The sequence below is a fragment of the Herminiimonas sp. NPDC097707 genome (genome assembly GCF_044761395.1).
In the GTDB taxonomy this organism is placed as follows: domain Bacteria; phylum Pseudomonadota; class Gammaproteobacteria; order Burkholderiales; family Burkholderiaceae_D; genus Oxalicibacterium.
Genome location: NZ_JBIWCI010000001.1, coordinates 847,683 through 873,769, shown reverse-complemented (window position 1 = coordinate 873,769; position 26,087 = coordinate 847,683). Strand labels below are relative to the sequence as shown.

Annotated in this window: 26 protein-coding genes; 12 read left to right on the top strand and 14 right to left on the bottom strand. The window is 56.3% G+C overall.

Annotated elements, in window-relative coordinates:
* The first annotated feature begins 70 nt into the window (after positions 1-70).
* Positions 71-475, top strand: coding sequence for a ribonucleotide reductase subunit alpha (locus ACIQW9_RS04105; protein WP_402333274.1), 405 nt, complete (start codon positions 71-73; stop codon positions 473-475).
* 63 nt (positions 476-538) lie between these two features.
* On the opposite strand, the gene ACIQW9_RS04100 is transcribed toward ACIQW9_RS04105, so the two are convergent.
* From ACIQW9_RS04100 to ACIQW9_RS04090, 3 genes are all read right to left on the bottom strand, one after another.
* Entirely contained in the window at positions 539-1,924 is a 1,386-nt protein-coding gene (locus tag ACIQW9_RS04100) for a NarK family nitrate/nitrite MFS transporter (protein WP_402333271.1), read from the bottom strand.
* Positions 1,925-1,992: 68 nt separating this feature from the next.
* Positions 1,993-3,231, bottom strand: a complete 1,239-nt coding sequence (locus tag ACIQW9_RS04095) for a nitrate/nitrite transporter (protein ID WP_402333269.1) — start codon at positions 3,229-3,231, stop codon at positions 1,993-1,995.
* Positions 3,232-3,513: 282 nt separating this feature from the next.
* Positions 3,514-3,993, bottom strand: a complete 480-nt coding sequence (locus ACIQW9_RS04090) for an RrF2 family transcriptional regulator (RefSeq protein ID WP_402333266.1) — start codon at positions 3,991-3,993, stop codon at positions 3,514-3,516.
* 231 nt (positions 3,994-4,224) lie between these two features.
* Here ACIQW9_RS04090 and ACIQW9_RS04085 point away from each other — a divergent pair, with 231 nt between their 5' ends.
* The 8 genes from ACIQW9_RS04085 (at position 4,225) to ACIQW9_RS04050 (ending at position 13,181) form a co-directional block, all read left to right on the top strand.
* Positions 4,225-6,501: a nitric-oxide reductase large subunit gene (locus ACIQW9_RS04085; protein WP_402333263.1), complete on the top strand. Its 2,277-nt coding sequence runs from the start codon at positions 4,225-4,227 to the stop codon at positions 6,499-6,501.
* 72 nt (positions 6,502-6,573) lie between these two features.
* Positions 6,574-6,837 (top strand): DUF2249 domain-containing protein, encoded by a 264-nt coding sequence (locus ACIQW9_RS04080; RefSeq protein ID WP_402333261.1) that lies wholly within the window; start codon positions 6,574-6,576, stop codon positions 6,835-6,837.
* Positions 6,838-6,972: 135 nt separating this feature from the next.
* Positions 6,973-8,139, top strand: a complete 1,167-nt coding sequence (bioF, locus tag ACIQW9_RS04075) for an 8-amino-7-oxononanoate synthase (protein WP_402333258.1) — start codon at positions 6,973-6,975, stop codon at positions 8,137-8,139.
* Complete coding sequence (locus ACIQW9_RS04070; protein ID WP_402333255.1) at positions 8,136-8,873, top strand: alpha/beta fold hydrolase; 738 nt, start codon at positions 8,136-8,138, stop codon at positions 8,871-8,873. Before bioF ends, ACIQW9_RS04070 begins: the two co-directional genes overlap by 4 nt.
* Complete coding sequence (bioC, locus tag ACIQW9_RS04065) at positions 8,866-9,648, top strand: malonyl-ACP O-methyltransferase BioC (protein WP_402333252.1); 783 nt, start codon at positions 8,866-8,868, stop codon at positions 9,646-9,648. The genes ACIQW9_RS04070 and bioC overlap by 8 nt, the downstream gene beginning before the upstream one ends.
* 580 nt (positions 9,649-10,228) lie before the next feature.
* On the top strand, positions 10,229-12,250 hold the full coding sequence (locus tag ACIQW9_RS04060) for a ribonucleoside triphosphate reductase (protein WP_402333249.1): 2,022 nt from the start codon (positions 10,229-10,231) through the stop codon (positions 12,248-12,250).
* A 27-nt stretch (positions 12,251-12,277) separates the two neighbouring features.
* Positions 12,278-12,469: an anaerobic ribonucleoside-triphosphate reductase gene (gene nrdD, locus ACIQW9_RS04055; RefSeq protein ID WP_402333246.1), complete on the top strand. Its 192-nt coding sequence runs from the start codon at positions 12,278-12,280 to the stop codon at positions 12,467-12,469.
* On the top strand, positions 12,459-13,181 hold the full coding sequence (locus ACIQW9_RS04050; protein WP_402337878.1) for an anaerobic ribonucleoside-triphosphate reductase activating protein: 723 nt from the start codon (positions 12,459-12,461) through the stop codon (positions 13,179-13,181). The genes nrdD and ACIQW9_RS04050 overlap by 11 nt, the downstream gene beginning before the upstream one ends.
* On the opposite strand, the gene ACIQW9_RS04045 is transcribed toward ACIQW9_RS04050, so the two are convergent.
* The 6 genes from ACIQW9_RS04045 to ACIQW9_RS04020 are packed head-to-tail and all read right to left on the bottom strand — an operon-like array spanning position 13,169 to position 17,973.
* Positions 13,169-13,606: a putative zinc-binding protein gene (locus ACIQW9_RS04045; RefSeq protein WP_402337876.1), complete on the bottom strand. Its 438-nt coding sequence runs from the start codon at positions 13,604-13,606 to the stop codon at positions 13,169-13,171. The genes ACIQW9_RS04050 and ACIQW9_RS04045 overlap by 13 nt on opposite strands.
* 25 nt (positions 13,607-13,631) lie before the next feature.
* The gene (locus ACIQW9_RS04040; protein WP_402333243.1) at positions 13,632-14,132 is read right to left on the bottom strand and encodes an SCP2 domain-containing protein; all 501 of its coding nucleotides are present in this window, start codon (positions 14,130-14,132) and stop codon (positions 13,632-13,634) included.
* Between the two features lie 23 nt (positions 14,133-14,155).
* Positions 14,156-14,773, bottom strand: a complete 618-nt coding sequence (locus ACIQW9_RS04035; RefSeq protein WP_402337873.1) for a hemolysin III family protein — start codon at positions 14,771-14,773, stop codon at positions 14,156-14,158.
* Positions 14,773-15,681, bottom strand: coding sequence for a U32 family peptidase (locus tag ACIQW9_RS04030; protein ID WP_402337871.1), 909 nt, complete (start codon positions 15,679-15,681; stop codon positions 14,773-14,775). The genes ACIQW9_RS04035 and ACIQW9_RS04030 overlap by 1 nt, the downstream gene beginning before the upstream one ends.
* 51 nt (positions 15,682-15,732) lie before the next feature.
* Positions 15,733-16,773: a peptidase U32 family protein gene (locus tag ACIQW9_RS04025; protein ID WP_402337868.1), complete on the bottom strand. Its 1,041-nt coding sequence runs from the start codon at positions 16,771-16,773 to the stop codon at positions 15,733-15,735.
* A gap of 54 nt (positions 16,774-16,827) precedes the next feature.
* On the bottom strand, positions 16,828-17,973 hold the full coding sequence (locus ACIQW9_RS04020; RefSeq protein WP_402337866.1) for an NAD(P)H-dependent flavin oxidoreductase: 1,146 nt from the start codon (positions 17,971-17,973) through the stop codon (positions 16,828-16,830).
* 189 nt (positions 17,974-18,162) lie between these two features.
* Here ACIQW9_RS04020 and ACIQW9_RS04015 point away from each other — a divergent pair, with 189 nt between their 5' ends.
* The 3 genes from ACIQW9_RS04015 to ACIQW9_RS04005 are packed head-to-tail and all read left to right on the top strand — an operon-like array spanning position 18,163 to position 20,143.
* Positions 18,163-18,612: a hemerythrin domain-containing protein gene (locus ACIQW9_RS04015; protein ID WP_402333240.1), complete on the top strand. Its 450-nt coding sequence runs from the start codon at positions 18,163-18,165 to the stop codon at positions 18,610-18,612.
* Between the two features lie 5 nt (positions 18,613-18,617).
* Positions 18,618-18,842, top strand: a complete 225-nt coding sequence (locus ACIQW9_RS04010) for a DUF2249 domain-containing protein (RefSeq protein ID WP_402333237.1) — start codon at positions 18,618-18,620, stop codon at positions 18,840-18,842.
* A complete protein-coding gene (locus ACIQW9_RS04005) occupies positions 18,839-20,143 on the top strand; it encodes a hypothetical protein (RefSeq protein ID WP_402333234.1) in 1,305 nt (434 codons plus the stop codon). Before ACIQW9_RS04010 ends, ACIQW9_RS04005 begins: the two co-directional genes overlap by 4 nt.
* Here the strand turns inward: ACIQW9_RS04005 and ACIQW9_RS04000 are convergent.
* The 5 genes from ACIQW9_RS04000 to aceA all read right to left on the bottom strand — a co-directional run bounded on the left by ACIQW9_RS04000 (position 20,123) and on the right by aceA (position 25,893).
* Positions 20,123-20,803, bottom strand: coding sequence for a Crp/Fnr family transcriptional regulator (locus ACIQW9_RS04000; protein ID WP_402337863.1), 681 nt, complete (start codon positions 20,801-20,803; stop codon positions 20,123-20,125). The two genes, ACIQW9_RS04005 and ACIQW9_RS04000, sit on opposite strands and share 21 nt — an antisense overlap.
* A 491-nt stretch (positions 20,804-21,294) precedes the next feature.
* Positions 21,295-21,777, bottom strand: a complete 483-nt coding sequence (locus ACIQW9_RS03995) for a DMT family transporter (protein WP_402333231.1) — start codon at positions 21,775-21,777, stop codon at positions 21,295-21,297.
* 222 nt (positions 21,778-21,999) lie between these two features.
* Positions 22,000-22,401 (bottom strand): hypothetical protein, encoded by a 402-nt coding sequence (locus ACIQW9_RS03990; protein WP_402333228.1) that lies wholly within the window; start codon positions 22,399-22,401, stop codon positions 22,000-22,002.
* Between the two features lie 407 nt (positions 22,402-22,808).
* A complete protein-coding gene (gene aceB / locus ACIQW9_RS03985; protein ID WP_402333226.1) occupies positions 22,809-24,407 on the bottom strand; it encodes a malate synthase A in 1,599 nt (532 codons plus the stop codon).
* A 154-nt stretch (positions 24,408-24,561) separates the two neighbouring features.
* Complete coding sequence (aceA, locus tag ACIQW9_RS03980; RefSeq protein WP_402333223.1) at positions 24,562-25,893, bottom strand: isocitrate lyase; 1,332 nt, start codon at positions 25,891-25,893, stop codon at positions 24,562-24,564.
* Positions 25,894-26,087: the final 194 nt, after the last annotated feature.

Below are 26,087 nucleotides of genomic sequence, written 5' to 3'. Positions count from 1 at the left end.
GACTGACGCTGCCGCACGAAGGACCTTCAGTCGGCGCACTGTTCACTTCCTTATCGAAAGACCATACACCATGAGTATTTCCAGTTATGCCGATCTGCTGCGCGAAGCAGGCGCACAAGAGCAACCGCAACGTCTGCTGTTCACCTTTGCCCAGGCCGGCTTGCCTAACGATGCCGGCGCCGGCGAACAAATGCGTTTTACGGAAAAGCGCGGCGGTACGCTGACGCCGTTGATGTGCGTCGACAAACTGCCGCTGGAATGGAACAGCTTCGACGCGTTGCTGGAGGAATCGCAGCGTGTAGACGCACAGTGGGATGTCGTATTCGTCTCCAGCATGTCCGGCAGCAAGGGACAGGCGCCGGCCAGCGATGATGCCGAAGCGCCGCTGAAGAAAATGGTGGAAGCCATCGCGATCGGCCAGCTCGGCGCCTTCCTCGCCTTCAATCGCGACGGCGAACTGTTGCAGTTTCATTGATGCGGTAAACGAAAAAACGGCACGCTGCGGCGTGCCATTTTTTATCTGTCAGCGTTGAATGCACTAGCAAGGCATATCGGCATTCTTGCGCGCGTAACACCACCAGGTAATCGCAATGCAACTCAGGTAGAAACCGATGAAGCACCACAGTGCCGCAATCGGACTGCCGGTCAGCGCAATCGATGTGCCATAACTTTTCGGAATGAAGAAGGCGCCATAGGCAGCTACCGCCGAGGTGAAGCCGAGTACCGCAGCACCTTCCTTGTTGGCATCGATGATGGCTTGCTGCTGCGCCACCGCGCCCTTGCCCGCCGCATCTCGTTGACGCGCGGTGAGAAAGATCACCGGGATCATGCGGAAAGTCGAGGCATTGCCGACACCGGTGCAGGCGAACAGCAACATGAACATGCTGAAGAAGCCCCAGAAATTACCGCCCACACCGCCTTGCGGCATGAAGTGAATCACGCCCAGTACGGCGCCTATCATCAGGAAGAAAGTCCACAGCGTGACGCGGGCGCCGCCCAGCTTGTCGGAAATGATGCCGCCCGCAACACGCGCCAGAGCGCCGACCAGAGGCCCGAGGAAGGCATACTGCAATGGATTAAGATCAGGGAATTCGGTCTTGATCAGCAATGGAAATGCCGCCGAATAGCCGATGAAGGAACCGAAAGTGCCGGTATACAACCAGCACATCAGCCAGTTGTGCTTGCGCTTGAAAATCACCGCCTGTTCCGCAAACGAGGCCTTGGCCGTCGCCAGATCGTTCATGCCGAACCACGAGATCAGCGCCGTTGCGGCGATGAACGGGACCCAGATGAAACCCGCATTCTGCAGCCACAATTGCTTGGCCTCGCCCGCCTTCATCCAGGTTTGCGGCTCACCGCCCAATGCGCCAAATACGCCAACGGTAATGACCAGCGGCACCACGAACTGCACCACCGATACGCCCAGATTTCCCAGCCCGGCATTCATCCCCAGAGCAAACCCCTTTTGCGCCTTCGGATAGAAAAAACTGATATTGGCCATTGACGAAGCAAAGTTGCCGCCGCCGAAACCGCATAGCAGCGCCAGCACCAGCATGGTCGGATAGCTGGTATTGACATCCTGCACCGCAAAGCCGATGCCGATCGCCGGAATCAGCAGCGATGCGGTAGAGATCGTCGTCCATCTGCGACCGCCGAAAATCGGCACCATGAAGGAATAAAAAATACGCAAGGTCGCGCCCGACAGGCCGGGCAAGGCAGTCAGCCAGAACAATTGATTTGTGCTGTATTTGAAGCCGATGCTGGGCAGATTGACCACCACCACGCTCCATACCATCCAGACCGCAAACGCCAGCAGCAATGCCGGAATCGAAATCCACAGATTGCGATGTGCAATCGGCTTGCCGGTGTTCTGCCAAAAATGGCTGGTCTCCGGCTCCCACGTGTTGATCATGTACTTGCTCATTACTCTCTCCTGTTTCCCACTTTGTTGACGCCGGGCGCAAGCGCATACGGGGCTCAGCCCCGTATGTCTCAGGCCGCTTGAAGGACGGGTTGCCGTTCCTGCTTGAATGAAAAATGCATCCACACCAATGCCACGCAGACCGTGCCGTACAACAGCATGAATGCGCTGGAACGCACGCCGGTCAGATCGACCAGCGCGCCGAACATGATCGGCAGCACGAAACCACCCAGACCACCGGCCAGGCCGACCACGCCGGATACCGCGCCGATGTTGTCGGTGAAATCATCCGAAATGAATTTGAAAACCGAAGCCTTGCCGATCGCCATCGCCACCCCGACCACGAACAGCAGTACGGTGAACAGCCACGGCGAAAGACCTATGTGCAGATTGAGATCGCCATTCACGGTTTTGATCGCCATGCTGGTTTGCGGATACGACAGCAGGAAGAAGCAAACCCAGCAGACCCACATCACCCACCAAGTCACCTGGTAGGCGCCGAACTTGTCGGAAATCCAGCCACCCAATGCGCGCAGTACTCCGCCCGGCAGCGAGAAACACGCGGCCAGCAAGGCCGCCAACTGCATGTCGAAGCCGTATTCGGTCACGTAGTATTTAGTCATCCACAATGCCAGTCCGACATAGCCGCCGAACACCACCGAGTAGTACTGGCAGTAACGCCAGACGCGCGGATCTTTCAATACTTTCATCTGCTCGGCAAACGACACGCCGGCCGGCATTTGATGCGATTTATCGGTGTAGGAAAAGAACCAGAACAGCAAGGCGGTGACCAGCATGCCAAGTGCATAGACTTTGGGCAGCATTTGCCAGCCGTAGGCGGCGATGATGGCTGGTGCGACAAACTTGGTCAGTGCGGAACCGGAATTACCGGCGCCGAAGATGCCCATCGCCAGCCCGCGTCGTTCCTTCTGGAACCAGCGCGCCACATACGGCGTACCGACAGAAAATGAACCGCCGGCCAGGCCGACAAACAAGCCGAGCACCAGAAAGTGCCAATACTCGGTGGCGTAACTGATCAGGTAGATAGGCACCACACTGGACAGCATCAGCAGGAAAAATACGATGCGGCCGCCGTAACGGTCGGTCCAGATGCCGAGCGGCACACGTATCAGCGATCCGCTCAGGACCGGCATGGCAGTCAGCAGACCGAACTCGGTTTCGTTCAAGCCGAGCTGCGTCTTGACCGGAATACCGAGCACGGCAAAAATCATCCATACGGCAAAGCAGATGGTGAATGCAAAGGTACTGCTTGCCAGTACCGAAATTTGTTGCTTGTTGTGGGCCGCCACGATGCCACCTCCGCTCGCATGTTTTGATGCAATCAGCGTACGTGGTGCGATGCAGCGGGACTATTCGCCGTAGAGGTAATTTGCAAAGGCAATCTGGCTAGCGCACTCGGCCGGAATGACTAGGCGCAGCGCTTGCCATATAGATCAAGAGGAGTATGGCGACAGAGGATGACGTGCTTGATGTTGCGGATTGTGGAGTTGCGGATTGTGGAGTTGCGGGTCGTGCGAACAGGGAATGTGATGCGTATGGATGCTGCGACAGTGAGGCTGGCTCTCAACGCTTCATGCGCCCTTCTTTTTCTTTTCCGGAAAATGCATCTGGATAGCCTGCGTCTTCAAGCCCTTGCCGTCTGGAGCGTTTTTTTGGGCAATCAGGTCTGCCAGTGTCACATTGTTGAGCACGGCCAGATAAGCCTCGATGGCATCGTTCAACACACCTTTCAGTATGCAGGATGGCGCGTACACGCAGGCATTGCTGGCCGGATCGAAACATTCGGCCATAAAGAAATCGGTTTCCGTATTGCGCACCACCTCGCCGATATTGATGTCAGCCGGTTCGTGTCCCAGCTTCAATCCGCCATTGCGACCGCGCACGGTTTCGACCATGCCGGACAGGCCAAGCTGATGCACCACCTTCATCAAATGATTTTTCGAGATGCCATGCAGGTCTGCAATGTCCTGGATCGTCACCAAGTTGTCGCGATTCATCCCCAGATACATCAGGGTGCGCAACGCGTAATCGGTGTAGGAAGTCAGTCTCATTGAGTGATCGGCATTCGTTGCTAAAGCTGCTTGAAGATCAATATGTCATTGACGATACGATTGATCAGGTAAGCAGTATATATCTTTGTTCCGGTTTTTTGATTTACCTCAAAATTATAGATGTATTTTATTTGCATCTATTAATACATGCACCTAGAATGCATCTTTAATGACGTTGGCTTTACCTCGCGCCAGATTGCAATTCAACTTCATTCACAAGGAAACCTTGTTATGCACGCTACGCGCAAACTCTGGACCTGGCTCGCCGTTATCTGCGTCCTGTCCTTTTCCGTTCTGGGCTGGGTCGGAACAGAGATTTATCTGACCGCCCCGCCTATTCCCAAACAAGTCGTCAGCAGCAACGGCAAACTCCTGTTTTCCGAAGGACAGGTGCAACGCGGGCAGGAAGCCTGGCTTTCCGCCGGCGGCCAGCAGCTGGGTTCGGTATGGGGCCACGGCAGCTATCTGGCGCCGGACTGGTCGGCCGACTGGCTGCATCGTGAAGCACTGGCCTTGCGCGCCATATGGGCGCAACACGATTACGGCAAACCCTACGAGCAGTTGGGCATAGGCCAGAAGGCCGAGCTCGACGGTCGTCTGAAAAGCGAGATGCGCAGCAATACCTACGACGCCGGCACCGGCAGCGTCACGCTCTCACCCGAACGTGCCCGCGCTGTGCAGCAGGTGACCGAGCATTACATGGGCCTGTTCGGCAGCGACCCTGCATTCGACGCACTGCGCGAACAATATGCGATGCACACCGGCTCCCTGCCCGATCAAGCCGATCTGCAGGCACTCCCGGCATTTATTTTCTGGTCTTCATGGTCGGCTGCCACCGACAGGCCCGGCGAATCCGATCTGAGCTACACCAGCAACTGGCCGCATGAACCTTTGGTCGACAACACGCCGACCGCCGGCGCCGGTATCTGGTCTATCGCCAGTATCATTTTGATGATCGCCGCCATCGCCGGCATGATCTTCTACCATTCGATGCACCAGGAAGAAGGCGATCCGACGCCGCCGAAGAAAGATCCTTTATTCGATCTGACGCCGACACCATCGATGAAGGCCACGCGTAAATACTTCTACGTCGTAATAGCCCTGATCATGGCGCAGGTCGGCATGGGCGTGATCACCGCTCACTATGCGGTGGAAGGAACCAGCTTCTTCGGCTTTCCTCTGGGGGATATCCTGCCGTTCACGGTAAGCCGCACCATCCATACCCAGTTCGCGGTGTTGTGGATCGCGACTGCATGGCTGGCTACCGGTCTCTACATTGCGCCGGCGATTTCCGGCCATGAACCGAAATACCAAAAGCTGGGCGTCAACCTGCTGTTCTATGCGCTGCTGTTCATCGTGGTCGGCTCCACTGCTTTCGGCTGGCTGGGCACGCTGCAACATAGGGGTAACGACTTCAGTTTCTGGATCGGCAATCAGGGTCTGGAATTCACCAGCATGGGGCGAATCTGGCAAATCCTGCTGTTCGTCGGCTTGCTGTTCTGGGTCACGCTTCTGGGACGTGGCCTGTTGCCGGCACTGAAAAAACCATCCGAAAGTCGCGGCCTGATCGCCATGGTCTTTCTCGCTGCGCTCTGCATAGGCGGCTTCTACGCCACCTCACTGACCTGGGGCCAGAAAACCCATTACGCGATGATTGAATACTGGCGCTGGTGGCTGGTGCACTTGTGGGTCGAAGGCTTCTTTGAAGTGTTCGCCACCGCTGTCATTGCACTGCTGTTCACCCGACTCGGCCTGATCCACGCGAAAACCGCCAATAGCGCCATCGTGCTGGAAACCATCGTGTTCCTGTTTGGCGGCATCCTCGGCACCCTGCATCATCTGTACTTCACCGGCACGCCTACTTTCGTGATCGCGATCGGTGCCATGTTCTCGGCCCTGGAAGTGGTGCCGCTGGCGATGATAGGCGTCGAGGCTTATCGCAATTATCAGCGCTCGAAAGCGGCACCCTGGGTGCAGGCGTACAAATGGCCGATCCTATGCTTCATCGCAGTCGGTTTCTGGAACGTGGTCGGGGCCGGCCTGCTGGGCTTTTCGATCAACACGCCGATCGCACTGTATTACATGCAAGGCCTCAACATGACGGCAGCACACGGTCATGCCGCCCTGTTCGGTGTGTACGGCATGCTCGGAATCGGCTTGCTGCTGTTCTGCCTGCGCGGCTTGTCGGATCGTGCCGCATGGTCGGATCGTCTGCTGGCGCCGATGTTCTGGATGCTCAATATAGGCCTGGCGATGATGGTCTTCATTTCGCTGGTGCCGGCCGGTATTTATCAGGCATGGGCCAGTGTGACGCAAGGCATGTGGTTTGCACGTTCGCCTGAAGTCATCCATTCGACCTTCATGGAAACCATGGTCTGGCTGCGGGTTCCAGGCGATATCGTGTTTGCCATCGGTACGGTATTCCTGGCCCTGTTTGCACTGCGTCTGCTGACCGGCGCAAAACGCAAACAGCCGGCGACTACAGCGGCCGGTATCAGCAAGGCGTAAACAACAACACAGGCTGGAGGCTCCTGGCCTCTGCCTGTCTGCACTGAAAATACATTGAAAAGGAATTTCATCATGACTCACGATTGTTCCCAGACTGTTTCCACGGAAGCCATTTATCCATTCGATGCCCGCGGCGTTGCCAAGCGTTTTCGCCATGCGGCAATTTTCGGTGCGCTGGATGCCTTGCAAGTAGGCGAAACCATGCGCTTCTGCAATGACCACGATCCGATTCCGCTGCTCATGCAGATAGGCAGCCGTTTCGGCCCGCGCGTCGAGATCAGCTATGTGCAGCGCATGCCCGGCGAGATCGTGATCGATTTCCTGATCGCCGCTTGAAGGTACAATAGCGGCTGAATCCAGCCAAAAATCAAAACCTGCGGACGGCGATTTTCAGATTGTCGTTCGCCTGATGTATTTAGCAATACCGCCGCCGGTTTTTGACTGCCGGCGGTTTTTTTAATGGAAAAAGGAATGATCCAGGAATCACTAGAAGCGGAACTCGCTGCGCTCAAGGCGCAAGGACTGCAACGGCAGCGCCGCACCTTGCAGACGCCTTGCGGCGTGCAGGCAGAAGTGGACGGACGTTCGCTGCTGTCTTTTTGCAGTAACGATTACCTGGGCCTGGCCGCCGAACCGGCATTGATAAACGCCGCCCGCGAAGCTGCCTTGCGCTGGGGCGTAGGTTCCGGCTCCTCGCATCTGGTCAGCGGCCATTTCGCCCCGCATGAAGAACTGGAACACAAGCTGGCATCCTTTGTCGGCGCTGCACGTGCACTCTATTTCAGCACCGGCTACATGGCCAACCTGGGTGTGGTACCGGCGCTGGTGGGTCGCGGCGATGCCGTCTTTGCCGACAAGCTGAATCACGCTTCGCTAATCGATGCAGTGCAATTGTCGCGCGCCGATCACCAGCGCTATCCGCACAACGATCTGGCGGCGCTGGAACGCCAGTTGAGCGCCAGCACTGCTAAGCGCAAGCTGATTCTTACCGATGCGGTGTTCAGCATGGATGGCGATCTGGCGCCGCTGACGCAACTGCTGGAACTCGCCGAACGCTACGATGCCTGGCTGATGGTGGACGATGCGCATGGCTTCGGCATACTCGGCCCGCAGGGGCGCGGTGCGCTGGCGCAGTGCGGGATCGTTCTCGCCGATCATCCACGTCTTCTTTACATGGGCACGCTGGGCAAGGCTGCCGGCGTATCGGGCGCCTTCGTGGCCGGCGCAGAGAGCGTCATCGAATGGCTGCTGCAACGCGCCCGTACTTATATCTTTACCACTGCATCCAGCCCGATGCTGGCGGCGACCCTGCTCAAAAGTTTGGACCTGATTGCCGGTGCAGATGGCGACGCCCGCCGCAGTCAGTTGCGGTTGCTGATTGCGCGCCTGCAGGACGGCCTGCAAGGCAGCCGCTGGCAATTGCTGCCATCGCCCACCGCGATTCAAGCCATCATCATCGGCGAAAACGATGCCGCATTACGCGTAGCCGCAGCGCTGGCCGAACAAGGCTTGTGGGTGCCGGCCATCCGCCCGCCGACAGTGCCCAAAGGCACGGCGCGTCTGCGCATCACGCTGTCGGCAGCACACAGCCTGGCCGATGTAGATCGCCTGCTGGCCGCATTGCAGGCAGCGCAATGAACCCTTTGCATCTATGGCACGGCTGGGGCATGCACCCCATGGTGTGGAGCGGCCTCTGTGCCGAACTTGCGCAGCACGACATCGCCACGCAAACGCCAGCCTTGCCCGGTTACGCTCAGAGCGAGGCCGTCGCACCGTACAGCCTGGATGCGCTGGTCGATGCGATGCTGCCCGCGACGAGCACACCGCTCGTCCTGTGCGGCTGGTCGCTAGGCGCATTGCTGGCGCTGCATGCGGCACGCCGTCATCCGCAGCGCGTCGCGCGCCTGATCTTGATAGGCGCCACGCCCAGTTTCGTGCAACGCGCAGACTGGCCGCACGGCATGCCGCCGGCAGTACTGGATGAATTCATCGCCGCCGTTGCACACGATCCGACGGCAGCATTGAAACGTTTCATGGCGCTGTCGAATCAGAACGATGTGCATGCGCGCAGCATGGCACGCACATTGGCGCAGATACTGTCCGCCACCGCACTGCCATCTGCCGCTACCCTTACGGCCGGCCTTAGCTTGCTGCGCGATAGCGATCTGCGCGCCGGAATCGCCGATATTACGCAGCCTGTACTCCTGCTGCACGGCGCGCGCGACCCACTGATGCCGGTCGCAGCGGCACAATGGCTGGCTGATGCCTTGCCGCAGGCGCAGCTCGAGATCCTGCCCGAGGCTGCGCATACGCCCTTCCTTTCCGACCAGCAGCACTGCTGCGCTTCCATCGCAAGTTTCTACCGTGCCTGATATCGACAAGCAAAAACTCAGTCTCTCCTTCAGTCGCGCGGCCGCTCATTACGATGCCATCGCCAGCTTCCAGCAACAGGTCGCGGCACGGCTGGCGCAACTGTTGCCGGCCATACCCGCCACATGCGTACTCGACGGCGGCTGCGGCACCGGCGCCAGCAGTGCGCTGCTCACACAACACTGGCCGGATGCCTTGCTGCTTGCCTGCGATCTGTCGCCGGAAATGGCACGACTGGCGCACGCACGACAATTGACTGCCGTATGCGGAGATCTGGAACAACTGCCCTTCAGCAAGGCCTGCTTCGATGTCGCATGGTCCAGCCTGGCCTTGCAATGGTGCCAGCCGCAGCTGGCCTATCCGGAATTGCAGCGCGTGCTGAAACCCGGCGGCCAGCTATTGTTCAGTACGCTGACCAGCGGCAGCCTGCATGAACTGGAAAGTACATTCGGCGGTATAGACCGGCATAAACGCGTGCTGCCATTTGCCAGCGAACAGCAAGTCGTGGATGCGCTGCATGCAGCCGGTTTTGAACATGTGCAATGCCAGGCCGAACGCTGGGTTACGCAACACGCCGATTTAAAAACGCTGCTGACCAGCATACGCGGCATAGGCGCAAACCAGACCGGCGCCGCCAGACGGCCCGGCATGATGGGCAAGACGCAATGGCAGGCTGCACAGGCACGTTATGAAAACCTGCGTGATGCAGATGGCATGCTGCCGCTTACTTATTCGCTGCTGTTTGTCAGCGCTGAAAAATCATCAGCGCAAGACTGATCCAGGGAATGTTGGGCTGATAAAACCTTAGCCCAAGCTACCTTGCTTTTGGTTCTTGCCAGATACATCCCACCTGCTTCGATTTATCACCATCACGGTTTTGGTTCGGCAATGCCGAAGGCGAGCCGGACCTGCCTCTTCCGCTGTGACGCTGCCGTTTGTGCGAAGCAGAAAATGGAATAAGAAGTGAACGTTGTCTGAGCCGCAGGCGAGTTTCGTTCGCTTCCCATTTTTTGCCTCGCACAAACGGGAACCCGAAGGGCAGCGGCTGTGCGGTCGCCTTCTTTTGCTTACTTTTCTTGGCGAAGCAAGAAAAGTGAGTAGCCGCCGGGCTACCCCCGGCAACTGAGCCTCATCGAAGAAAGAACCGTTTCAGCCATCACCAAAAAAGAAACATCTCTGAATTCCGCCACCAATCGAGTCGAGATTTCCGCCAAGGCGCAGGTATTTCCCACCCCACTCGCCAGCAGAATTGACCCATATCAAGGAATATCGAAGCGCCGCCGCTTTCAATTGACCTCACTATATATAGTCAATAGTCTTCCAAAAACACCACATATTGTGTTCACGGGAGAATTTCATGACGACACAGGCAGTTTCCTTTTTGACGTACATCGTCAAGCGCGATGGCAGCATCAAGCCCTTCGATGCCGGCAAGATCGAATCCGCACTGCTGCGTGCCGGTCTGGCCAGCGGTGAATTCGATGCCAGCGTGGCGAAGAATTTAAGTGCGCGCGTAGCGCTGGCGCGCATCCGCTTTCATGAGCAGGATGCACCGCATATCGAACAGATACAGGATGCGGTGGAAACCGTGCTGTTCGATGCCGGCTATCGCAAAACCCTGCGTGCCTATACCGTCTATCGCGAGCAGCACCAGAAATTGCGGCGCGACCGCAAGACGCTGGTCGATGTGGAATCGTCGATGAATGAATATCTGGATCAGCTCGACTGGCGCGTCAATGCGAACGCCAACCAGGGTTATTCGCTGGGCGGCCTGATCCTCAACGTCTCCGGCAAGGTGATCGCCAATTACTGGCTCAATCACGTCTATCCGCCGGAAGTCGGCGATGCACATCGCAATGCCGATCTGCATATCCACGATCTCGACATGCTGTCCGGCTACTGCGCCGGCTGGTCATTGCGCATGCTGCTCACCGAAGGCTTGAACGGCGTGCCCGGCAAGGTTGAGTCCAGTCCGCCCAAACACATGTCGAGCGCGATCGGACAAATCGTCAATTTCCTCGGCACGCTGCAGAACGAATGGGCCGGTGCGCAGGCTTTCAGTTCGTTCGATACCTATATGGCGCCTTATGTGCGCAAGGATAATCTGGACTATGTCGAGGTCAAGCAATACATCCAGGAACTGATCTACAACCTCAATGTGCCGTCGCGCTGGGGCACGCAGACGCCATTCACCAATCTCACCTTCGACTGGGTGTGTCCGGAAGATCTGCGTGTACAGGTGCCGCTGATAGGCGGCGTTGAGATGCCGTTCACCTACGGCGATTTGCAGGTCGAGATGGACATGATCAATCGCGCCTACATCGAGATCATGATGACCGGGGACGCCAAGGGACGCGTATTCACCTTTCCGATTCCGACCTACAACATTACCGAAGATTTCGACTGGCACAGCCCGAATGCCGAACTGCTGTTCGAGATGACGGCGCGCTACGGCCTGCCCTACTTCCAGAACTTCATCAATTCGGAATTGAAGCCGAACATGATCCGCTCGATGTGCTGCCGCCTGCAACTGGACTTGCGCGAACTGCTCAAGCGCGGTAATGGTTTGTTCGGTTCCGCCGAGCAGACCGGTTCACTCGGTGTGGTGACGATCAATTGTGCGCGCCTCGGTCATCTGCATACCGGCGATGAAGAAGGCTTGATGCAACGGCTGGATGAATTGCTGGCGCTAGGCAAGACCAGTCTGGAAATCAAGCGCAAGGTCATTCAGCGCCATATGGACAACGGCCTGTTCCCTTATACCAAGCGCTATCTGGGCACGTTGCGCAATCACTTTTCGACGCTGGGCGTGAACGGCATCAATGAAATGATCCGCAACTTCACCGCCGATGAACACGACATCACCAGTGACTGGGGACATGCCTTTGCCGTGCGTCTGCTCGATCGCGTGCGCGCCCGCATGCTGGTATTTCAGGATGAAACCGGCCATATGTACAACCTGGAAGCCACACCGGCCGAAGGCACCACCTATCGTTTCGCCAAGGAAGATCGCAAACGCCATCCCGATATCCTGCAGGCCGGCACCGTGGATATGCCCTACTACACCAACTCCTCGCAACTGCCGGTCGGCTTTACCGACGATCCGTTTGAAGCGCTGGAGCGACAGGACGATCTGCAACGCAAATACACCGGCGGCACCGTACTGCATCTGTACATGACGGAACCGCTGTCGAATGCCGATGCCTGTCGCACGCTGGTCAAACGCACGCTGAGTCGCTTTTCGCTGCCCTACATCACGATCACGCCGACTTTTTCCATCTGCCCCAAACACGGCTATCTCGGCGGCAGCCACCATTTTTGTCCCAAATGCGATGACGAACTCATCGCACGCAAGCAGCGCGAAGCTGCAGATGTTTAACCTTGAATCCCAACCACAGGAGCAGCCATGAACGACATGATCAAACCGATATTCCTCGCCAGACCAGCCATCGTCCTCACCGATGCCGAACGCCAGCCGTGCGAAATCTGGACCCGCGTCATGGGCTATCACCGCCCGATGTCATCTTTCAATACCGGTAAAAAGGGAGAGTTCAATGAACGCAGGTATTTCAGCGAACAAAGCAGCCATCTCGTCTGAGATTGCTGCAGCCAGCTTGCTGAAGGTGGGCGGCGTAACGCCGTTCACCGCCACCGATTACCCCGGCCAGCTGGCGGCCGTGGTGTTCGTACAAGGCTGTCCGTGGCGCTGCGATTATTGTCACAATCCGCATCTGCAGTTGCGCACTATCGACAGCCCGCTGGAGTGGCCCAAAGTCATGGCGCTGCTCCAGCGCCGCATCGGCCTGATCGATGCCGTTGTATTCAGCGGCGGTGAAGCCACCATCGATCCCGCCCTGCAGGCAGCCATCCTGGAAGTACGTGCGCTGGGTTTTCGCGTGGGCTTGCATAGCGCCGGTATTTATCCGAAGCGGCTGGCTGAAATTCTGCCTTTACTGGATTGGGTCGGCCTCGACATCAAGGCGCCGTTCGACAGTTACGAACGCATTACCCGCATCGCCGATAGCGGCCGTTATGCACGGCAATGTGCGGAGATGATACTGGCCAGCGGCGTGTCTTATGAATTTCGCACCACCATCCATGCCAGCCTGCTGAGCGAAGACGAATTGCTGAATCTGGCGCAGACGCTGGCCGATATGGGTGTGCAGCACTACGCGCTGCAATTGTTCCGTCCGCAAGGTTGCCGCAGTACGCAGCTCAAAACGTTCAAGCAGTCCGACTATCCGACGCTGGAACTGGTGCAGCGCATGGCGGCACTCTTTCCGCACTTTACGCTGCGTCAGGCGGAATGATCCGTCTCCAGCGTATCGCCGGCAGTCAATCTCGCATGCGCAGCATCAGCCCATGCACGCTGATGCGCCAGTTCATCCGCTACCTGTGTGACGATTTGTTCCGCCTGTGCCGGATCAAAATCCTCATGCAGGCGTTTTCTCACGCCGTAGTCGTGCAACTGCAAATGCTTGTCGGGCGTGATGTGATGGCGTTCCAGGCATTTGGTCGCGCAGACCAGCTGACAGCCGTCGATCGCAATGATGGGTCGCCCCGAATGCGCGAGCTTGAGCAGCGACGGCACATCGCCGCCGACGCCGGCTATGCACGACATTTCGGCAATGCCGCGCCGGTCCAGGCGTAGCGCCACATGATTGGCCATCTGTGCGGCGCTGGAACAACCGGAACAGGAATAAACCAGCGGCAAGGTTTTCTTATCGGCACGCATCATCACACCCTCCTTCACGCAAACATCAAGTCCTCACCCCTGACTCGCGTACCAGGCCGGACTTGAAACGGGCCAGCACACGCATCGGCGCCAGGCGCGCCGGATCGAATACCGGAGCCTCGATGGCATCCAGTGTATTTTTTACCAGCAGGCCCAGTTCGGTATCGCCTTCCATCTGCAGGCGACGGCTGAAAAACAGCGTATCCGGATCTTCCTTGCGTTGCGCCAGCAACAGGAAATCGTGCGCCGTGGCGCCTATCGTCAAATCGATCTCGTCGCTGATATTGTCAGCAAGGCGGCGAGCCGAGAAGCGTCCTGCACGCCATTGAAAATCGAAAGACAGTTGCAAATCGAGTACGCTGATGCGCAGGGTCCGGCCTTCCAGCATCGCTTGCGTATCGGATGGCAGGTGCCGCGCCAGCAGCAGATTGAGCGCACGCACGAACAATAGCGAGCCGGGATAAACCGGCAACAGCGACAGCATTTTTGCCAGCGCTGCCGGCACCACGGGGCGAATCTGATTCATAAGCCATTCCTTCGTGAATTCATTCATGCGACATAAAACAGGACGGCACAGTAATGGCAGGCGCTGCCGCCCAGCACGAACAGATGCCAGACGCCGTGACCATGCCTTACCCGGTGATCGGTCGCATAGAATATGATGCCTACCGTATAGAGCAAACCGCCTGCCGCCAGCCACAGGAAACCGTCCCAGCTCAAGGCATCGATCAGGGGCACGATGGCAACGATCGCCAGCCATCCCATCAACAGATAAATGACCAGCGACAGGATGCGCGCACCGCGCGCCAGCCAGATTTCCTGCACCACGCCCAGCAGGGCCAGCCCCCACACGATGCCGAACAGCGACCAGCCCCACGGACCGCGCAAGGTCACCAGCGCAAACGGCGTATAGCTGCCGGCGATCAACAGATAGATCGCGCAATGATCTAATTTGCGCAGCACATCCTTGGCACGACCGTGCGCGCTGTGATACAGCGTGGAAATCAGATACAGCGCCAGCAGCATCGCGCCATAGATACTGAAGCTGACGATGCGCCATGGATCTCCGGTACGTACTGCCAGCACCAGCAACAGCACGCCGCCGCTCGCCGCCAGCAAGGCGCCGAACAAATGACTGATGCTGTTGAACCGTTCACCATAAACCATCACATATCGCCCACCTGCAGCGCCTGTTCAGTTTGATCCATTCCCGGCTTGCCGTTCCAGTAACCATTGCAGGGCTGATTCGGCATCCATTTCTGTACAGCCGCCATGGCTGCGTCCGGCAGCATGCGGCCATGCCGCACGCGATCGAATGCATCTATGATGCGCTCATTATGTTGCGCCTGCGGGCTGATGCGCGCCACGCTTACCCCCATTGCCTGCATCACGCTCAATTGATCGAGCAGATTGCAGACTTTTGCCGACTGCGTCTGGATGCCGTTGAGCACCAGAAAATCGCTGTTTTCGCGTGTTTGCAGCAACAAGCCATCCGGATGCTCAAGGCAGCTGAACTCGCAATTGTCTTTCGGCAGATTGCGATGGCGCGCCGTAAAGCAGCGTGCGGAAAAGGCCAGCGGCATACGGCCGTAGGCAAAGACTTCCGTTTCCAGCCCGGCCGGTTTGTCCTGCAGTATCTGCGCCAATCCTTCCCGCCCCATTTCCAGCGGCATCACCCAGCGCGTGGCGCCCAGCCCGGCCAGCAGTTTCAGCGTCGGCGCATTGTAGATATTCAGATGCGGCCCGGCGATGAAGGGCATGCCTTCCAGCGCATGCACCGCGCCCATGTCGTTGGCTTCCACTGCATAGCGGCCGTTGTCGACTATCCGGCGCAGTGTGCCTACATCGAGGCCGGATTCGACCAGCACCAGTGTCGACAATACCGGCTGCTTGCCGGCATCCGCCAGACGGTCGGCGATTTCCAGCCAGTCGGCCAGACGCAATTCATGCCGACGCGAACAGACTGTCTCGCCCAGATAGACGATATCGATCGCTGTACGGGCTATCTCTTCATAGAACTTGAAGGTTGCGGCACGCGGCCAGTAATACTGCAGCGGCCCCAGACTGAGTTTCAACATGCTTGCTCCGGGAAAATATCGTGATCGAAATGTGTGCAGCTGGCAGTGCTATTTCCAGGCGCGATGATAGGCACCCAAGGTATGCTGCTGGCCTTCCGCCACCTTGTTCAATTCATTCATCCACACCGGCTTGACCGAGTAACGCGGCAAGTTGTCGCGACACAGATCGATGGCCTCGCGCCATACCCGCGTGACTTGCGCCACATAAGCCGGGCTGCGCTGCCGTCCTTCTATCTTGATGGCGCGCACGCCCATCGCCAGCAGCTTGGGCAACAGTTCCAGCGTATTCAGGCTGGTCGGTTCTTCGATCGCATAATATTGCTCGTCGCCGACATCGAAACGGCCCTTGCACAGCGTCGGATAACTGGCGCTTTCGCCTTCTTCGTAACGGTCGATCAGCACCCCGTTCAGGCGCGACTCCAGACCTTTGGGCGTCTGCTGCCAGCGCACTGCCCTGGCGGGCGAACATACGCCATGCGTATTCGGCGCTTCGCCGGTCACGTAGGACGACAAGGCGCAACGCCCTTCCACCATCACGCACAGGCTGCCGAAACCGAAGACTTCGATATCGACCGAAGTTTTTTTCGACAGCTGTTCGACCTGCGTCAGCGACAGCACGCGCGGCAACACTGCACGCACGATGCCGAAATGTTTTTGATAGAAATTGATCGCTTCGTAATTGGTTGCCGAACCCTGTACCGACAAATGCAGGCGCAGATCAGGATGCGTATCTGCGGCATAACGCATCAGGCCCGGATCGGCCAGAATCACCGCATCGATGCCGGCGCGTGCAGCCCTGTCGATGGCAGTGCGCCACAAAGGCCAGCTCGATGGTTGCGGATAGGTGTTGAGCGCCAGCAGCACCTTGCGCCCGCGCGCATGTGCATAACGTATGCCTTCGTCTATCGCGGCATCGTCGAAATTAAGCCCGGCAAAATTGCGCGCATTGGTGGCATCGCGAAAACCCAGGTAGACGCAATCTGCGCCATGATCGACGGCCGCCTTCAATGCCGTCAGGCTGCCGGCCGGACAGACCAGCTCGATTGCAGGTGCTGCAAGAGCCGTACTGGAAATCATTGCATTGTTCATCATGGATCGATCGATATCTTCAACTGCGGGTAGACAGGATGTGCGGCGCGGGGTTCACGCCGTGGCGGTTTGCAATGTGGCCGGTCGTATGCCGTGCAACAGATATTCGATCAACTCACTGACCGGTCGAATCGCGTTGCCGAAGGGCAGGCTTTCCGAGCCGCGAAAAAACAGGCCGCGTTTGAGATCGCCTTCGAGTGCGAAAGCCAGTTGGGTATCGATGCAGAACTGGCCTGACCTCGCGATGCCGTCACGCAAACCGCATTGATGCAGGCAGTCGAAGCCGACCGTGCATTCCTTGGGTCCGGCCTTGCGTTGCAGCTTGGCTTCCTTATCGAGATAATTGGCCAGCCACGGCGTCTTCACCGCACGCGCCGGCAAACCGGCCACGCTCATGAAGGTCACGATGTCTTCCGGCCGTGCATCGGCCAGCACTTTCTTGAAATTCGGATGCGCATCACCTTCCAGCGTCACAGCGAACGGCGTGCCGAGCTGCACCGCACTGGCGCCCAGACCGAGCAGATTGCGCACCTGTGCGTGGCTGTTGATTCCACCTGCGGTAATCAGCGGAATTTTTTCGCGCTCCAGACCCAGCTGCTTGAACAGTTCAAACGTGCCTTCCAGCACAGTGGGAAAAGCAAAGTGCGGATCGTTGAGATTGTCCAGTCCGGCAGCGCCGAGATGGCCGGCAGCGTAGCGCGGATTTTCAATCACGATGGCATCCGGCAGGCGCTGCTTGCGCATCCACTTTTTCAGCACCAGCGCGATGCCGCGCACATCGGACAGAATCGGAATCAGCGCCACTTTCGGATGATGGGCAGTCAAATCCGGCAGATCGAGCGGCAAACCGGCGCCCACCACCACCGCATCGGCGCCGCTGTCGCACGCCTGACGCACATAGGCGGCATATTCGGCAACCGCGCGCATGATGTTGACTGCGATCATGCCCTTGCCGTCGGCGATAACTCCCGCCGATTTTATTTCGCGATCCAGCGCCAGCAGGTTCGCCGCATCGATTTTTTCCTTGTCGCGCGACTTGCCGGTTTGCGCCATCAAGTCCTTGTGATGCCGGCGCAAATCGACGCTGGAAATGGTGCCCAGTGCGCCCAGTCCGGCAACCGTGCCGGCCAGACGGTGCGCCGAAACACCCACGCCCATCCCGCCCTGCACTATCGGTAACAGGGACTTTCCCTTGAGCATGAGTCGTGCAAATGCCGTCTGCGCCACAATTTTTCCTTTGATTTACAGCAATAATGTGCGGATAAGCGAGGTGTCTCATCGCTCGCAATCAATATAACCTTCATGCAGCTGTGCTTTCCTTAATGCACATCAAGGTTATGCAGCCGGCTGTAATGTGAGAATGCGTCATCCCTGTAGAGAAAGCACAGCATGACCACCATCAATGCTTACCTGAACGCAGATCACCCATCTTGCGATAGCCCTTTCAGCGAACTGGAAGACCATGCCCGTGCCGGCAACTGGCGGCAAACCAAAGAGACTTTCCTGACGCTGCAGCAGGCGCTGGAGCAACATCTCGGCATGGAAGAGGAGTTTTTGTTTCCCGCCTTTGAAAAAATCACCGGTAATCGCAATGGCCCGACCGGCATCATGCGCATGGAGCACGGCCTGATACGCAATATTCTGGTGCGCATGGCATACGCATTGGCGCAACGCGACGCGGCAGATTTTCTGCATCATGCGGACACCTTGCTGACGACGCTGCAGCAGCACAATCTGAAGGAAGAAAACATCCTGCGCCTGATGGCCGATTGCATCCTGCTCAGCAAGCACGTCGACATCATCGATGCAACGACACCGCGCACAGCCGTCAGCGCGTGAACTGTATGGAAACGGAAATCAGCCTGAATGCCTGCGGCCTGCAACCGCCGGAACCAATGGAACTGGTACTGGAAGCCTTGTCGCAGCTGCAGCCCAATCAGCGCCTGCGCATGCTGATCGACCGCGAGCCGCGGCCGCTGTATCGCATCCTCGACAACAACGGTTTCCGGCATACCACGCTGGAAAGACCGGACTACCTGTACGAAATATTGATCTGGCATAAAACATGATTCAACGCGCCCTCTCTTACGACCGCACGCCTCCTCTCTCGGTGCCACTGAGATTTTTTCTCAGCGCACCGATTTTTTTATTTGCCGCCGCCCTGCTGCTGTTGTGGGAAGGCCCGCTCGCGCTACTGTCGCGCTGGACGCCCGCCACGCTCGCCCTGACGCATCTGCTGACGCTGGGTTTTCTGAGCATGGCCATGATAGGTGCGCTGCTGCAGATACTGCCGGTGGTAGCCGACATCCAGTTGCCTTATCCGCAGGCGACCGCCCGCTTTGTCCATGCCTTGCTGGCCGCCGGCACCATCCTGCTGGCCTGCGCCTTCTGGCACTCCTATCCGCTACTGTTTCGTCTCGCACTGCTGTGCCTGGTGCCTGCATTTTTGTGGCTGCTCACGGCCTGCTTTATCGGCATGCAGCGCAGGCCGAAACTGAAATCCAAAGCGGCGGGAACCGTCGGCGCCATACGCCTGGCCGTCATCGCGCTTGTCATCACCGTGCTGCTGGGCGCGGCACTCGCCAGCACATTCGCCTGGCCGCATGCATTGCCCATGCTGCTGTTGACCGATCTGCATGTGTTGTGGGGCTTGTCGGGCTGGGTAGGCTTGCTGGTCATCGGCGTGGCGTTTCAGGTGGTGCCCATGTTCCAGATCACTGCCCTCTATCCGGTCGATATCACGCGCGTGCTGGCCGGCACGCTATTCCTGTTGCTGATCTTGTGGTCTGTCGAAGCCATGCTGGAATCGCAATGGAACACCGTGGCGCTGTCCGGCATGATCCTGTCCGGCTTTATCGTGTTCGCCGGTATCACGCTGTATTTGCTGGCACGCCGGAAAAATCCGAAGCTGGATGCCAGCACCCTGTTCTGGAGCACCGCGATGGCCAGTCTGTTCGTTTGTGCAGTGGTATGGCTGACGCAGACCGCCAGCGGCCACAAGGCTTATGCATTGACGCTGGGCGTATTGTTCATCGTCGGCTTTGCCGGCAGTCTGATCAATGGCATGCTGTACAGGATCGTGCCGTTTCTGCTGTGGTACCACGCCCAGAATGAAGCGGGAGCCGGCATCAAGCAGATGCCGAACGTCAGGCAATTGCTGCCGGAACAGGCCGCCATCCGGCAGTTCCGCATGCATCTGCTGGCCTTGCTGCTATTGATAGGCGCCACACTGTTGCCGGAAGTACTGGCGCGCCCGGCGGCGCTGGCAATGTGCATCTCCTCGGGCTGGCTGTATCTGAATCTGCTCAATGCAGTGCGCATGCATACGGCGGCTAAAAGAAACCGGATTTCAACCTTCGTAAGTGCGTAGACGTTCGATATCGAGAATGCGCACATTGCGCCCACTGACGCTGATCATGCCGTTCTCCGACAGGTCGTGCAGAATGCGCGAAAAATGTTCCGGCGTCAGATTCAGGCGCGAGGCAATGACGGTTTTTCTGACTTGCAGATTGCACTGATCGCCGCCTTCGCGCGCATTGCCTTCGAGCAGATAACCGATCACGCGTTGCGTGCCCGAACGCAATGAATAAGCTTCCACATCGCAAATCAGGCCGTGCATGCGACGGCTCAAACCGGCCAGCATTTTGTGCGCGAAGTGCGGATTGCTGGCCACCTCATTGAATACCGTAGCTTTGGTGACGTGCAGCAATAGCGTATCGGCCAGCGCCTGTGCGGAAACGATATAGGGTTTTTCCATGAACATCACCGCTTCGCCGAAACTGTGTCCGGGGCCGATGATCTCCACCACTTTCTCTCCGCCACCGGGCGAAATGAAAGCCAGCTTGATCTGACCGTAAATGACCAGATGAAAACCGACACAGGGATCGCCGCGCTGAAACAGCATGGCGCCACGCAAGATATGCTTTTCGGTAGTACCGGCCGCAATCTGATCCAGTTCCTGCGGCGTCATCTGATTAAACAGCGGCAGCCGCGCGAGAAAATCCTGCACTTTGATCTTGCCTGTCTGGATGGCCACGGACTTCCCTTTTGTTCCGGTAGATGAACGCACTTTTGCGCAGTCTCTGTGCAAAACCGGCGTCGCTTGTGTGTAATTTTTATGCTGGCTCAGCTCGCGGGAAAAGCGGATCGATGCTTTCGTTCATGCGCATTCCCCGGAGTTTCAGCTGTACCAGTATGAAGAGATTACCGGCACAAGAATTGACATGGATCAAATTTGTAGTGCCTAAGCAGCATGCTTGCGTGCCCAGTTTCAATCGCATGCTCTATATTGCTATGACAGTTCCCTGAGCATCAAATGAAGCGGGTACATTGCATACACCATCATCAAGGAAATAATCACCGAAGCTGCACATATCTTCCATAAAAACCTGTCTCTAATTTCCTATACCAAATTGGAGAAATGGAAAAATGCTTATCAACGGGATCACAAACCAACATGCTCCAAATGAAAATACCACCTCAGACCATGGTGATAGCCTAGAAGAAAAATTCTATCGATTGTTAAGCTCGAATCAGGATTACGCCAAGAATTAAGAGTCCTGCGCCGATCAATCTAAACAGGCTTACCGGTTGCACGGGTAAGCCAAGCCAACCGAAATGATCCATCGTCAACGAAAGAAGCATCTGCCCAACAACTACTAAGGAAATAGTAGTCGCTGCTCCCAGTTTTGGCACCATCAGAATGGTTATGGCGATGAAGGTTGCGCCAAAGAGTCCGCCCGTCCATGGCAACCAATCGCCCACTTTATGGAAAGTTTCGGTAAATTTCGGGCCGGGTACGACCAGCGCGATAACAAGCGTAAACAGTAAACCTACGAGATAGCTTACGAACGCAGCCCACCACGGCGAACCGATTTGAACACGGAGATTGGCATTGAGTACCTGCTGAAAAGCTACGCTGGCACCAGCCACTATTACTAACAGTATAAAAAAATATGAGCTCATAATTGCTTTAATGAGTGAATACACCGCGGTGTCGGCCAAAAGAATTTTTTCATTTACTTTTAATTTTGCGCTAACAGTTTAGCCAATATTTGATTGTCGCGAGGGCCATCATTATTACTCAGGCCATCGACTACGCCTAACCATAGACTTTCACTTATTTTCCAGGGCCGTTGTGCTTTGACTGCTCTGTTACAGCTGTTTGTATTTCTGCCGCTGATTGCTCAGCTGTCAGAATTGGCACTGTCGAAACCTGCGCCTCGATTACTTGAACACAAAGCGAATGTCTTTGACGACTTGATGCTTGCCCCAGTAGAAGTTGCATAATCTAGCGACCTCAACACCATCCTTGCTTTCGGGCACACAACCTCCGCGGATTTTCACCACCTTATCTCCCTGCTTGGACAGGGGGAATTCTTTGGACAAGCCCTCAGGAATAGTGTGCTCCAGCTCGACTTTTTCGGAGTAATCATCTACCAGAGCGAAAACCAGAACTTTGTCAGCCTTCAGCGTATATAAATCATGTTCAAACGCAGCGCCTGGCACGATACATATTTCGATCACGGATTTTTCGACTATCTGTTGCTTGCAATGAGGCGGCCCTGCCGCCAGAACTCCAGCCGAGACAAAAAATGACAACAGGATGATGGATAGGGAGCGTTTCATATCTTCCTCTTAGAGCCAGGTGTTCGTTTAGGCCTGACATTTAAAGTCAGGACGCGAAGTCGGTTTGCCGGCGTAGCATCCTTCTGGGCAGAAGGATGAAGCAAATCCCTAAAAGGGACGTGTTTCACAAGATACCATTCAGCGATCAAGTGCTGCATTCAATTTCACTTTGGCACGCATCGGTTGCTGATGATGGATTGCAAAGTGCACACTAAATTATGTGTTTTAACTAAACAACAGTATGGGATAGATATTGTTGTATCGATATGATGCGATCTCATTGCGAGATGCAGAGCGGGAGCGAGAGCGAGAGCGGTAAACCCTGTCACAAAACACAGTGATTTACCGGGGAGCTTCCAGAGTCCGGGGTCTATCGGGGACTGCAATGCGCAGCCCCCACCCCTCAATCAAATTTCTTCGTACAAAGGCAAAGTCAAAAATTCTGCAAATGACTGCGCCGTCGACATTTCTTCGAATATTTTCGCTGCACGCTCATAGCTTGGGCTGACGCCGTTAGGCGCTTGCTGTTTTACCTTGGCCAATTCTTCCGGGATCATAGTCCGCACCATGGCGACCGTGATTTTACGGCCGTCATCCAGCACACCTTTGCTCGAATGTATCCATTGCCATACTTGTGAACGACTGATCTCGGCCGTCGCCGCATCCTCCATCAGATTATGAATAGGCACGCAGCCGTTACCGTCCAGCCAGCTGCCCAAGTAATGAATGCCGACGTTGATGTTGTAACGCAAACCGGCCTCCGTAATCGGCGTCTCCGGCTGGAAGTTCAGCAAATCGGCGGCCGTCGTGCTTACATCGGTGCGCTGCTTCTCTATCTGATTGGGCTTGTCACCCAGTACCTTTTTAAATTCCGTCATCGCCAGTTCAACCAGGCCCGGATGCGCAACCCAGCCGCCATCGTAGCCGTCTATCGCATCGCGCTCCTTGTCGATACGCACCGCGTTCATGGCGATTTCGTTCTTGACGGGGTCGTTCTTGATCGGAATCAGCGCCGCCATGCCGCCCATCGCATGCGCGCCGCGTCTATGACAGGTTTTGAGCAGCAGTAATGCATAGGAGCGCATGAACGGCACCGTCATCGTTACCTTGGCGCGATCGGCCAGACAAAAATTCTTGTCCAGTTTGAAGGTCTTGATGCACGAAAAAATATAATCCCAGCGCCCTGCATTCAGACCGGCGCTATGATCTTTCAGTTCGTAGAGAATTTCATCCATCTCGAATGCCGCCAGCAGGGTTTCGATCAGCACGGTCGCCTTGATCATGCCTTGCGCCAGGCCCAATTCCTGTTGCGTCATGATGAAAATATCATTCCACAGGCGCGCTTCCAGATGCGACTCCATTTTCGGCAGATAGAAATACGGGCCGGAGCCGCGCCTCAGCAATTCATGGGCGTTATGGAACATGAACAGCGCAAAATCGAAGATGCCGCCGGATACCCGCTTGCCGTCCACCAGCATATGTTTTTCATCCAGATGCCAGCCGCGCGGCCGCACCATCAGCGTAGCGATCTTGTCATTCAACTGGTAGTGCTTGCCGTTAGTGTCCAGCGAAATGGTCTTGCGCACTGCATCGATCAAATTGATCTGGCCGCTGATCTGGTTGTCCCAGTTCGGTGTATTCGCATCTTCAAAGTCAGCCATATAGATATCGGCTCCCGAGTTGAAGGCATTGATGACCATCTTGCGATCGACCGGGCCGGTAATTTCAACTCGACGGCATTCCAGTGCCGCAGGAATAGGAGCTATGCGCCAGTCGCCGGCGCGTATGTGCGCCGTCTCCGGCAGAAAATCCAGACGTTCACCGGCATCGATACGTTTGGCGCGCGCGCTACGCATATGCAACAACTCCTGGCGGCGTACTTCAAATGCACGGCTCAGTTTGGCTACCAAAGCCAGGGCGGCGGGTGTCAGGATCCGTTCGTAATCCGCTTTGAACTCGCCATCGATTTCAATTCCTGCCGGCAGGTCTATGGTCAGTTCAGTCATGTCTATCTCCGTGTAAAAGTAATTTTTATAAATAATGAATCAATAAAATTTTGCTTCTTTTGCCTGGTTTTTCTTCAGCGCGGTGGAAGGCCGCATGCAGCTTTTCAAGTAATCGCACCCTTGTGAGCTGCGATTACCGTCTTGCAAAATATGCTCAAGCTGCGTTCTTGTGCCCTGTGATACAAACTTTTGCCAGCTTGTTGTTATCGAAAAATTGTTCATCTTCAGTCGAGCCATGCAATGCGGTGGTGGACGACTTCCCTTGCTGTATGACCTGAGTGATGGCATCGAAGTAGCCTGTACCGACCTCGCGCTGATGTTTGACTGCGGTAAAGCCCTGCGCGGCGGCAGCAAATTCGGCTTCCTGCAACTCGACGAAGGCAGACATCTGATTGCGCGCATAGCCATGCGCCAGATTGAACATCGAGTAATTCAGCGAATGGAAGCCGGCCAGTGTGATGAACTGGAACTTGTAGCCCATCGCACCCAGTTCCTTCTGAAAGGTGGCGATGGTTGCGTCGTCCAGATTTTTTCTCCAGTTGAATGAAGGCGAACAGTTGTAGGCCAGCATCTTGCCGGGAAATTTTGCATGGATCGCATCGGCAAATTGCTTGGCGAATTGCAGGTCGGGCTTGCCGGTTTCGCACCACAACATATCGACATATGGCGCATAGGCCAGTCCGCGCGATACCGCCTGATCGAAACCGGAACGGGTTTTGTAAAAACCTTCTACCGTGCGCTCGCCCGTCAGGAAGGGTTGGTCGTTTTCATCCACGTCGGAAGTCAGCAAGTCCGCCGCCTCCGCATCCGTGCGCGCAATCACCAGCGTGGTCGTGCCACAGACGTCCGCTGCCAGACGTGCGGCATTCAGTTTTTCCACCGCTTCACGAGTCGGCACCAGAACCTTGCCGCCCATGTGGCCGCATTTCTTCACCGATGCCAGTTGATCCTCGAAGTGCACGCCTGCAGCGCCGGCCTCGATCATGGACTTCATCAGTTCGTAGGCATTCAGGACACCGCCAAAACCGGCTTCCGCATCCGCCACGATGGGGGCGAAAAAATCGATATCGCCGCTATCTTCCGACCATTGAATCTGATCTGCGCGCTGGAAAGTATTGTTGATGCGCTTGACTACCATAGGCACCGAATTGGCCGGGTACAGCGACTGGTCCGGATACATTTCTCCCGCCAGGTTGGCGTCGCCGGCAACCTGCCAGCCCGACAGATAAATCGCTTTCAGGCCGGCCTTGACCTGCTGCATGGCCTGATTGCCGGTCAGGGCGCCAAGTGAATTGACGAATGGCTCGTTATTGCACATCTCCCACAGTTTCTCTGCACCGCGCTGCGCCAGCGTGTGATCGATCTGCAAGGAGCCGCGCAGTCGAACAACATCTTCAGCGGTGTAATTGCGCTTGACACCTTTCCAGCGCGGATTTTCGTTCCAATCTTTGTTGAGTGCCTGAATTTGCTGTTCGCGAGTTGCCATGATGATTCTCCTGAGTTAAATGCATGAAATAACAGATAAAGAAAAAACCTGAATAAATCATAGGCTATATTTTGCAGAGCAACAATGTCTTATATAAGATATTTTAATAATTTTATTTCGTTATTTATCAATGACTTATATATTATTTTTCTGTATGTGAAACGTTATTTTGCCAAATAAAATTGAACTATGAT